General features: G+C 46.7%; 9 protein-coding genes. 4 read left to right on the top strand and 5 right to left on the bottom strand.

Annotation, left to right across the window (positions count from 1 at the left end; translation table 11 throughout):
- Positions 1-945, top strand: a 945-nt coding sequence (locus tag VIM87_RS10835) for a fumarylacetoacetate hydrolase family protein (RefSeq protein ID WP_331997012.1), incomplete at its 5' end; no start/stop codon positions are given.
- Between the two features lie 159 nt (positions 946-1,104).
- Positions 1,105-1,986 (top strand): flavin reductase family protein, encoded by an 882-nt coding sequence (locus tag VIM87_RS10830; protein ID WP_331997011.1) that lies wholly within the window; start codon positions 1,105-1,107, stop codon positions 1,984-1,986.
- 68 nt (positions 1,987-2,054) lie between these two features.
- Here VIM87_RS10830 and VIM87_RS10825 read toward each other — a convergent pair whose 3' ends face one another.
- A complete protein-coding gene (locus VIM87_RS10825; protein WP_331997010.1) occupies positions 2,055-2,819 on the bottom strand; it encodes a DUF4197 domain-containing protein in 765 nt (254 codons plus the stop codon).
- A gap of 67 nt (positions 2,820-2,886) precedes the next feature.
- Positions 2,887-3,720 carry a universal stress protein gene (locus VIM87_RS10820; protein WP_331997009.1) on the bottom strand — a complete coding sequence of 278 codons (834 nt, stop codon included), beginning with the start codon at positions 3,718-3,720 and terminating at the stop codon, positions 2,887-2,889.
- Positions 3,721-3,927: 207 nt separating this feature from the next.
- Here VIM87_RS10820 and lysS point away from each other — a divergent pair, with 207 nt between their 5' ends.
- Complete coding sequence (gene lysS / locus VIM87_RS10815) at positions 3,928-5,436, top strand: lysine--tRNA ligase (protein ID WP_331997008.1); 1,509 nt, start codon at positions 3,928-3,930, stop codon at positions 5,434-5,436.
- Positions 5,437-7,129: 1,693 nt separating this feature from the next.
- On the opposite strand, the gene lptC is transcribed toward lysS, so the two are convergent.
- The 3 genes from lptC to VIM87_RS10800 all read right to left on the bottom strand — a co-directional run bounded on the left by lptC (position 7,130) and on the right by VIM87_RS10800 (position 9,806).
- Positions 7,130-7,654 carry an LPS export ABC transporter periplasmic protein LptC gene (lptC, locus tag VIM87_RS10810; protein ID WP_331997007.1) on the bottom strand — a complete coding sequence of 175 codons (525 nt, stop codon included), beginning with the start codon at positions 7,652-7,654 and terminating at the stop codon, positions 7,130-7,132.
- 54 nt (positions 7,655-7,708) lie between these two features.
- Positions 7,709-9,004 carry a hypothetical protein gene (locus VIM87_RS10805; protein ID WP_331997006.1) on the bottom strand — a complete coding sequence of 432 codons (1,296 nt, stop codon included), beginning with the start codon at positions 9,002-9,004 and terminating at the stop codon, positions 7,709-7,711.
- Between the two features lie 166 nt (positions 9,005-9,170).
- Positions 9,171-9,806, bottom strand: coding sequence for an LON peptidase substrate-binding domain-containing protein (locus tag VIM87_RS10800; protein ID WP_331997005.1), 636 nt, complete (start codon positions 9,804-9,806; stop codon positions 9,171-9,173).
- A gap of 126 nt (positions 9,807-9,932) precedes the next feature.
- Between VIM87_RS10800 and VIM87_RS10795 the strand changes: the two genes are divergently transcribed.
- Positions 9,933-10,459 (top strand): glycosyltransferase (locus VIM87_RS10795; RefSeq protein WP_331997004.1); only part of this gene is annotated, 527 nt, incomplete at its 3' end.

The following is a 10,459-nucleotide window of genomic DNA, read 5'->3' as shown; positions in this document are numbered from 1 at the left end:
ACCCAGGACCTGCACCCCGACCTGCCTAACAACATGCAAATGTTCCTGCTGATGTGGGAGGAGGTAATAGACCTTGCCATGCATGCAGATGCACAGCTGAAAAGCGGGCAAAATAAAAGCAGCGCCATAGGCATACCCTATGAAAGCGTGCAGGTACTGGCGCCGGTGCCTTTCCCCACCTCCTGCCGCGATGGTTATGCTTTTCGCCAGCACGTAGCTGCTGCACGCCGCAACCGCAAGGTGGATATGATCCCGGAGTTTGACCAGTATCCCATTTTTTACTTCACCAACCACAATGCCATCCAGGGCCCGGGCGATGTACACTGCATGCCGGACCATTTTAATAAGCTGGATTTTGAGCTGGAAGTAGCTATCGTGATCTGCAAACCAGGCCGTAACATTACGGCTGCTGAAGCAGATGATTACATTGGCGGTTACATGATCATGAACGATATGAGCGCCCGCACCCTGCAGGCCGAGGAAATGAAGCTGAACCTGGGACCCGCCAAGGGCAAGGATTTCAGCACGGCAGTAGGGCCTATGCTGGTAACGGCCGATGAGCTGGAACCTTTTAAGGCGCCCACCAAAGAAGGCCATACCGGCAATAACTACGCGCTTAAAATGACCTGTAAGGTAAACGGCGTGCAGGTAAGTGAGGGCAGCATGGGCGATATGGACTGGACCTTTGCTGAGATCATTGAACGCTGCGCCTATGGCGTAAACCTGCTGCCCGGTGATATTATTGGCAGCGGCACTGTAGGCACCGGCTGTTTCCTGGAGCTTAACGGCACCGGCAAGCTGCAGAACCCTGACTACGCCGAACAGTGGCTGCAACCCGGCGATGTGGTGGAAATGGAAGTAGAAGGCCTGGGCGTGCTAAAGAACACTATGGTAGAGGAAGGATCGGACTTTTCTATACTGCAACTGAAAAAGAACATCAAATAATTAATTACGAATTATTCAATTACGAATTACGAATTGGGCATTTTTACATTTGTCCCCTTTCTGAAAGGCATGTAATATTTCATGCAGGGAGTATTAGAGCCGCTGAAGTACTCATTCGTAATTCGTAATTGAATAATTCATAGTTCCCAATTCTAACACATGCTTTCCATTACTCCCGGGCAAATAAAAACAGGAGAGCTGCATGCTTACCTGCTAGGCGCTGTGGCGCCCCGCCCTATTTGTTTTGCCAGCACGATAAATGAAGCAGGGCAGCCTAACCTGTCGCCCTTTAGCTTTTTCAATGTATTCGGCAGCAACCCGCCTACACTGATCTTTTCTCCCAGCCGCCGCGTGCGCGATAATACCATTAAGCATACCCTGGAAAATATCTATGCTACCAAAGAAGTGGTTATTAACGTGGTGAACTATGCCATGGTGCAGCAAATGTCGCTTTCCAGCTGCGAGTACCCGCAGGGGGTAAATGAGTTTGAAAAATCGGGCTTTACCGGCCTGCCTTCTGAAAAGGTAAAGCCCCTGCGCGTGCAGGAAAGCCCGGTACAGCTGGAGTGTGTGGTACGCGAAGTGATTGCCACCGGTGAAAAGGGCGGCGCCGGTAACCTGGTGATCTGCGAACCGGTGCTCATTCACATCAATGAAAATATTTTAAATGCCCATGGGCAGATAGACCCTCACAAAATAGACCTGGTGGCCCGTATGGGCGCCGATTATTATTGCCGTGCCTCCGGCCCTGCGGTGTTTGAAGTAGCCAAACCCAACACACAGCTGGGCATTGGCGTAGATGCGTTACCGTTTGCCATCCGCAACAGCCGTATTTTAACCGGTAATCATTTGGGTCTGCTGGCCAATGTGCATGAAATGCCGGTAATAGACCCTGCTTTTGAGGATACCCAGTTAAAAAATATTATACAGTATTACAGTATTACGCCGGAGGAAATGGGGAAAGAATTACACCGGTATGCGCAGCAGCTGCTGGATGAGGGAAAGGTGCGGGAAGCGTGGCAGGTGTTGTTAACCGAATAAGGAAGTAAGAAGCAGGAAGTAAGATGTTGAGCTATATCTTCTACATCTTACTTCCTGCTTTCTACCTCTTATGATTTAGAGAATACTTTCTTTAACAGATCCGTAGTACGGGCTGCAGGATTCTGGCGGATGTTCTCTTCTTCTTTACTGATCCGGTCAAACAGGGCCGTTACTGCGCGGGCGGTTACATACTGCTGCAGATCCGGGTTTACCTTGTTTATGGTAGTGGGCAGCTTGTTATAGGTATTTACAATATCCGTATAATACTTGGTAGCGCTGGTGCTATCCAATGCGCCTTTTACAGAAGGGGCAAAAGCGGCTGTTAACTGATCCGTTGTTTTGCTTTTGAAATAATCTGTTACAGAATTATTACCACCGGTTACCAGCTTCAGGGCATCTGTAACGGTCATTTGTTTAATAGCATCTGTAAAGATGGGCGCTGCATGGCTTACCGCACCTTCTGCCGCACGGTTAATCTGCAGAATGGCTTTATCTACCTGGCTGCCCAGGCCTATGCTGCGTAAGGTTCTTTCGATCTTTACCGCATCTTCCGGCAGGAACATCTTATAGGCTTCGTTACCAAAAAATCCGTCTTTTTTACTCAGCATGGCAATACCGGAGCTTACACCCTTGGCCAGTGCTTCCTTAATACCAGCGCCGGCTTCCGACTCCGTTACATTGGTGGCGGTGTTACCACTACTACTCTGGCTCGTGGAGGTACCATTGTTCAGCGCTTTGTTTAGCTTTTTCAGTAGCTGTGCCTGGCTTACCTGTAGTGCAAATAATGCAGGCAGCAGGAAAACAATCCCTTTCTTCATAATGTTGTGGTTCATATATTAAAATTAATCAAATTAATTAAAGTGCAAGTCCTCAGGGCAAATCTTAACTTTCTTTAACAGTTTATTCATGAATGGCCAGCAGGGGTATATGGCTGTGAAAAGCCAGCTGCGTGGTACGGCTGCGTTTAAAAATGTTCTCAAAAAGGCCGTGCTTGCGGGGAATAATAAGGATCAGGTCTGCCCGTTCCTTTTCCGCAAAGTCCATGATACCCTGCACCACATTGGTGCTGTCCACAAAATGGAACTGCGGGTTATACCCTTCCAGCAGGGTATCCAGCAGCAGGGTTTCATAAGGCGTATCAGGATTAAAGTTTTTATTGTCGTGGTCAATATTCAGCACATGCAGCTCCGGCTTAAAGGTATCCAGCAGCTTTTTCAGCGGTGTGATGGGCGTATGCGCTACTATCTTGTGGAAATCGGCTGCAAATACCACTTTGCGGATGGCGGTGAACCGGGCGTCTGACGGCACTACAATTACCGGGCAGCTGGTATGTTTCAGCACATCTACCGCATTGGAGCCTATCAGCATTTCTTCCAGCTGGCTGCCGCCGGTAATGCCCATCACTACCAGGTCGGCCTGCTCCTGTTTACACATCTGGTTTATATTGGCAGGCAGCAGATGGTTCTCTGCCCGGGGCTCCAGCTGCACATTTTCCGGCAGCAGGGGGCTTAGCTCCCGGATCATTTTTTCCAGGCCTTCCAGGCTGGCGGCCCGCAGCTCATCGGAATTTACCATGGGTACCGTGGTTGGTATATCCGGGATGGGTACTATCAGCTCATAGGCATGGTACAGCACAATGCGTGCGGTTTGCAGCTGCCGGGCCAGTCCCAGCGCATAACGGGCGGCGTTATAGGCCGCTTCGGAAAAATCAGTGGGAACTAAGATCGTTTTCATTCTGCAAGGTTTTTGATGTGAGGAAGGAACATTTATATAGAGAAAATTTGGTGCCAAATGATGCTGACCACGGTTTACAATCCTCCTGCCACGGCCTGCAGCAGCGGAACCAGCGGCTTGGCAAACGGCAGGCGGCCGCCCCACGGACCATTCAGCTATGCACTCTGAACTATTACCCTTATTTTTGCACTCCATTTTGAGTAATACATGACACAATTATCTGAGCAAGAGATCATACGCCGGGAAAAATTGCAGGAGCTGCAGAAATTAGGCATTGATGCCTACCCGGCCCCGCAATACCCCGTAAATGACACTTCCGTTAATATCAAAGCCCATTATTCGGAAGCTACCAAAGAGCAGTTCCAGGAAGTATGCCTGGCCGGCCGTATCATGAGCATCCGCGACATGGGTAAGGCCTGCTTTGCCGTAATACAGGACAATGTGGGCCGTATACAGGCCTATATACGCCGCGACGATATTTGCCCCGGCGAGGATAAAACCCTGTATGACACGGTTTGGAAAAAGCTGGTGGATATTGGCGATATTATTGGCATTAAAGGCTATGCCTTTATTACCAAAACCGGCGAAACCTCCATACACGCAAAGGAAGTTACCATATTATCAAAAGCCCTGCGCCCCCTGCCGGTAGTAAAATCAAAGGAAGGGGAAGTATTTGACGAAGTAACCGACCCGGAGTTTAAATACCGGCAGCGTTATGCAGATATGATCATCAACCCGCAGATCAAGGATGTGTTTACAAAGCGGACCAAGATCCTGCAAACCATCCGGGAGTTTTATAATGCCCTGGGTTACCTGGAGGTAGAAACCCCCATTCTGCAGCCCATTCCCGGTGGCGCCACTGCACGGCCTTTTGTTACGCACCATAATGCGCTGGATATGCCTTTATATATGCGCATAGCCAATGAGCTGTACCTGAAACGCCTGATCGTAGGCGGTTTTGAGGGCGTATACGAGTTTGCAAAGGACTTCCGCAATGAAGGTATGGACCGTACCCATAACCCGGAATTTACCGTAATGGAAATGTACGCCGCCTACAAGGATTATAACTGGATGATGGAAACCACGGAGGCCCTGCTGGAAAAAATAGCCCTGGCCCTGCATGGCACTACAGAGGTACCGGTAGGCAACCAGGTAATTAACTTTAAAGCGCCTTTCCGCCGCGTAACCATGTACGATGCTATTAAAGAGCATACCGGCATAGATATTACCGGTATGGATGAAGCCCAGCTGCGCGAGGTATGCAAACAGCTTGGTATTTCCGTAGCCCCCAATATCGGTAAGGGCAAGCTGGTGGATGAGATCTTTGGTGAAAAATGCGAGGAGCATTATGTACAGCCTACCTTTATTATTGATTACCCGGTGGAAATGAGCCCGCTCACTAAAAAACACCGCAGTAAAGAGGGACTGGTAGAACGTTTTGAGCTGATGGTAAATGGCAAGGAGATTGCCAATGCCTATACGGAGCTGAATGATCCGCTGGACCAGCGCCAGCGTTTTGAGGAGCAGGTGCAGCTTATGGAGCGTGGGGATGATGAGGCCATGTATATTGATGCCGACTTCCTGCGTGCCCTGGAATACGGAATGCCGCCTACCTCAGGTATTGGTATTGGTATTGACCGTTTGACCATGCTGATGACCAACCAGCCTTCTATCCAGGATGTGCTGTTCTTTCCGCAAATGAAACCGGAGAAATAGAATTTACGATCTTAGATTTACGATTTTAGATTTGATCAGAGCGGATAAAAACGCCCTTAAATAATCTAAAATCGTAAATCCAGAAATCTAAAATAAAAAAGGGGATGTAAGACTACATCCCCTTTTACTTTTTTTGACCATATCCTATGAAAACCAATTCAAAATTAATGTTCCGGCACATACATTCGTATTATAGTTATTAATCGCTGGTAATCTTTTAACAGATGGTAGTATTTAGCCAATAGCTGGTAAATGCCTGCGCGTATTCCGCATGCAAACCTGCAGAAAAAGGAAAGTCCCGCTTACCAATTGGCAGGCGGGACTTTGCATTATTATGTGATGGAAAAATCGTGATTAGTTCAGTAAGGTTCTAAAAAAAGAAACGGGGCTGCAAGACTACAGCCCCGAAAAATTTTAACCATATCTTTATTGAAAAACCTGAAACAAAGATCATATTTATTTAATTATCACCACCCCCAACCTAGTGAATGCTATATTTTTCTTGGGGAACGTGTCGTTTATGCAGATAAACGCAGGCTCATTTCAGCGAGGGCTTGATAAGTTGTAAGAATGAAAAGAATGTAGATATTGATTATCAATAAATTATAAAAACCGGATACATGTCTCATTCCGGACACAACGCAAAGGTTTTTCCGGGAAATACCGGTAAAGGGGGTTAAAAGAAAAAGCGCTTTTTTTAGCGCTTCTTAAAAAAGAAAAAGGGTGGTAAGAATACCGCCCTTGTAATAATTTTAACCATATCCTATGAAAAACCTAGATCAAAGATATATTAGCGCATATAGGTTTTTCTTTCATTTCCGTGAACGATGCAATTTAGTTCGTGAAGATGAAAGATTGGGAATTAAGCTGTTGCATTAAGAAAAATCTTATATTAACTGAAAAAATTAATTTTATATTTTCTTAATGCAGATAGTATTGCTAATGAAATAGCTGCAAAATATGCCCCTCATATTAGTATATAGTTTATTGAGAAGGGCGTTTATTATGGCCTGAATGAACGTTGGAATTTGGGGGTTAAACGTAGTATAAACATCCGGCAACCGTAAACCGGGTTATCTTTCACTATCCTAAGATAGCTATCATAACATACTGGTTGTAGCCAGCCTCACCAATGAATAATATTGCCAGCAGAGGATCTTACCATCCAACCATTTTTTGGGGCTGCGCTTTGATCTTGTTCTGAACCTGGTAGCCGGCGCATTACCGGAAGGTTTCTTTTATCATAAAGCTGGTTTTACTGCGCAGACCGGATCGTTAACGGGACGCTTTATCATTCCATAGCTATTTAAGGTGGTTTTTCCAGTTAGCCTCACTTTGTTCAGGAAATATTACCCAACTGCCAAAAGAACTACCCGTATGATGATCCGGCCTGTTTTGCCAGCGCACTTGTGTACCGCCAAATGCAATTTTTTTTATGATTGCAGAATTAATTGCATATGTGAAATGCAGTGATGGGAAGCGCTTTATAATAAAAGATTTATGAGCGTGTTATATAAGCAGCCTTTAACGGAAACCCTCAGTTCGGCAAATGGGCCCTTCCGGCGGGCCAAATACAGCCCAGCTTGGCACAGTTCTTGACTTAAAGGAACAAATTTTAGGTTAAAAAATAGGTTAAAGCGAAAGGGGCCTTTCCGGTATCGGGAGGGCTTTTTTCGTTTAAGGGGATGCCACATTAATTCAGCGTGCTATCCTGTACCGTTACCTGCCCGCGGGGGTTAATAATATTATAGTCGGAAAAATCCTGGTTAGATTCCAGGCCGGTGCCGTAAATAGTATCTGTTGGGGTGCTGATACGTACGGCTTTTTTAGAGAGGAACTTTCCTTTTTTGGAATCCCAGTTCAGTTCATTACAGTCCAGGCGTTTGCCTTCTTTATTGATCACCACTACACTATCCCTCAGGAAAACATTATCGTCATTTTCAAAGTACTTGCCATATTTAGCCGTCACCGTGCTTTCCACCTGCAGGCTGTCATTATAGGACAATACTTTTAAACCATTATTAAACTCCACATAAGCAGGACGCTCCATGTATCTTTTCATAGTAGGGGCGGTAAGCTTGGCCCGTACCCGGCCTCCCTGGCTGTAAAGGGATTCAATTTTAATCCCTTCTTCCACTGCGGCCGCTCCCTGATCCAGCCGCATAATGGACTGCATATCATTTTCACAGGCAGCTAAGGAGAAAAGGAATATGGCCATAAGCGCCATTTTCCGGACATTGATCATATTGGAACCGCTTTTCAACGCCGCAAATTAATCATATTTCCGCTTAATAAACCAGCGGTCGTTTAAAGTAAAGCCCAATACCATGCGGTACCAGGTTTCTTTCAGCACGGTTTCTTTGCTGCCACGGTGGCCAATTTCAAATGCAATGTTAATTACGGAGAACTGGTTAGAGTAGGCCTGCCGGCGCACCGGTAAGCCGGCGCCAACGGAAAACCCGTATACCGTCATATCCTGCCCGTTCAGCTTAAGATAGTCGGTACCATAATAACCGCCCACCCGGTAGGTAACTTTATTCCAGTAACCGTTTATAGCCCGGGCATTGGGAATAAACTGCCCGCCCAGGCTCATTTTCCAGGAGTTGCGTACAGAATCTTTTGCACCATAATTGCGGAACTGATCCCACTGTTCCGTACTAAAATCCGCGCCTATGCTCCAGCTATCTTCTTTATGCAGCATAATACCACCGGCCAGCTGCTGCGGGTATATGATCTTACCCCGCTCGCCTTTTTCATAAAAAGCAGTATCCTGGGTGGCATATTCATTGGAGCTGGGATCAAAGATGAGGGTTTCCCGCATCTGTTCCCGCCGGCCGGAAAGCGTTTGTTTAAGGCTGCCCGAGGCACCTACGGTCAGATCCAGATCGTTACCCAGCTTAAACTTGTATTGCAGCCCCACATTATAGAACAGGTGGCCATAACTTACACGCCGGGTATGTTTGGATGGGAATATATACTGGTTAGCCGGGTAAATGGCTTTGGTGCTGTTCTCAATATTACCAAACAGGTAGCCTACATTGGCGCCTATGCTAAAGTTGCCAATGCCAACACCCGTACCGGCATAAAGCTGGTATAAACCGCCGTTACCTTCATATTGGTAGGCAACCGGCAGCTTCAGGGTATCAAAAAAAGTGGTTTCACTATTCTGCAGTATGTTATAGGATACTTTGGTTACGGGACGCAAACCCATCACCAGGCCCCACTTGCGGCGAATGGGAATACCCAGCTGCAGGTAAGAGAGGTTGCCGATACCGGAACGGAACTTCTGATCCGCATCAGAAATTGTACGGGCCCCACCTTCCACCGCTATATCCAGGGTGGTTAACAGCAGGCTGGAATAGCTGGCCGGGTTGGCAAAGTTAACGGACTGGGGATCGCTGTAGGCCTGTGCCACGCCGCCCATGCCGCGGTTAATAATATTCTGATTTATATTCTGATCACCTAAACCGTAGCGGGAATAAGGGGAATTATCCTGTGCAGCAGCATTATTAGCTAACAGAAACAGAAAAGCCAGTAAGCAAAGAATGCCAGCTTTAGTCCTATGCATTGAGTTGATCGATTATTGATTTACTGGTTTAGCGAGCGCACTAGTAGTTAACATAGCAATACCCACAGAAAATAGTCTGCAAATATCTACTTTTTAGGATGGGATGCAAAAAAAACAAAATCAACGACTGTTAAAACGTCGTTAAAAAGTGGCAATCCAGCTATTTTTATAGCCCTTCTGCCGATAAATTTCTGAAATGGCCGTTCAGCTTTACCCGTTCTTTCAGCTTTTCCATTTCAGCCATCAGGGGTATTACTTTCAGCAGGTGGCGCTTTAAATATTCCAGGCGCTGCATTTCCAGGAACAGGTGCAGCAGCTCATATTCCTCCTCCAGGGAAAGGCCGGCATGGTGCGCCAGGTCATAGGCGCTCAGCTCCTCATCGGCCTTGCTGAAGGTTTTGCTTACCTGCAAAATATGGTGCAGCTCCCGGATGGCGTGCAGCACCTGCTGGCGCAGGCGTGCATGGGTTTTATTATTATTTTCAGGGTAGTTTACAATAGCGCCGTCGTATAATTTATCGGGAATGGTTTTAATGATTTCCAGTACACGGAACACGCTCAGCCCCTGGGTTACAATATCCATTTCACCGTTCTCATATTCTTTTTCTATACGCAGCACCTGTACCAGCGTACCGTATTCCACGATCTTTTTATTCAGCACGGTAGGTATGCCAAAAGGTTTCTGATCTTTTACACACTCCTGTACCAGCTGCTTATACCGCGGTTCAAATACATGCAGGTTCAGCTGCTCCTGTGGGTAAACCACTATGCCTAAAGGAAATATGGGAATGAAATTCGTCATAAGTAACTGCTAAGTTAAAAAATAATAGCCTACCCCCATTATACGGTAAGCAGCGTATAGTAGGTTTTAAGGATTTTTTAGGTATATTGATCACTTCAACCAGGATCCGGATTTAAAGTAAACGTTATGACGCAGGACTCTACAGCTGAACAGGTTACTGTTTTTGAGGTAGCTATTATTTTACTCAATTATAATTCCACGGATTATACGATTGGCTGTATACGATCTGTACAGCAGCATACTGCACCGGGTTTACGCTGGCAAATGGTTATTGTGGACAATGATTCCGAGGCGGCGCAATACCGGCAGCTGGCGGATTTTGTAGCCAACATACCCAATATCACCCTGGTAAAAAGTGTGCTTAACCTGGGCTTTTCCGGCGGCAATATGTTAGGCGTTCAGCATGCCCGCGCCCGGTACCTGTACTTCCTGAATAACGATACGGTTTTTGAAAATGATTGCTTAACCATCCTGTATAATTTTATGGAGGCGCAGCCGGATGCCGCCATGTGCAGCGGCCAGATGCTGGATGGGGAACGGCAGCCTATACGCACCTTTGGCTATTTTCCCACGCTTTCATTAAAGCTCTTAGGCGCAGGCCTGCTGCGCCTGTTACAGCCTCAAAACTTTCCGCGGCGCAACGGCGTATATAT

The organism is Chitinophaga sp., from assembly GCF_036569125.1.
In the GTDB taxonomy this organism is placed as follows: domain Bacteria; phylum Bacteroidota; class Bacteroidia; order Chitinophagales; family Chitinophagaceae; genus Chitinophaga.
The sequence above is the reverse complement of the archived record's forward strand: the minus strand, read 5'-3'. Positions and strand labels throughout refer to the sequence as shown.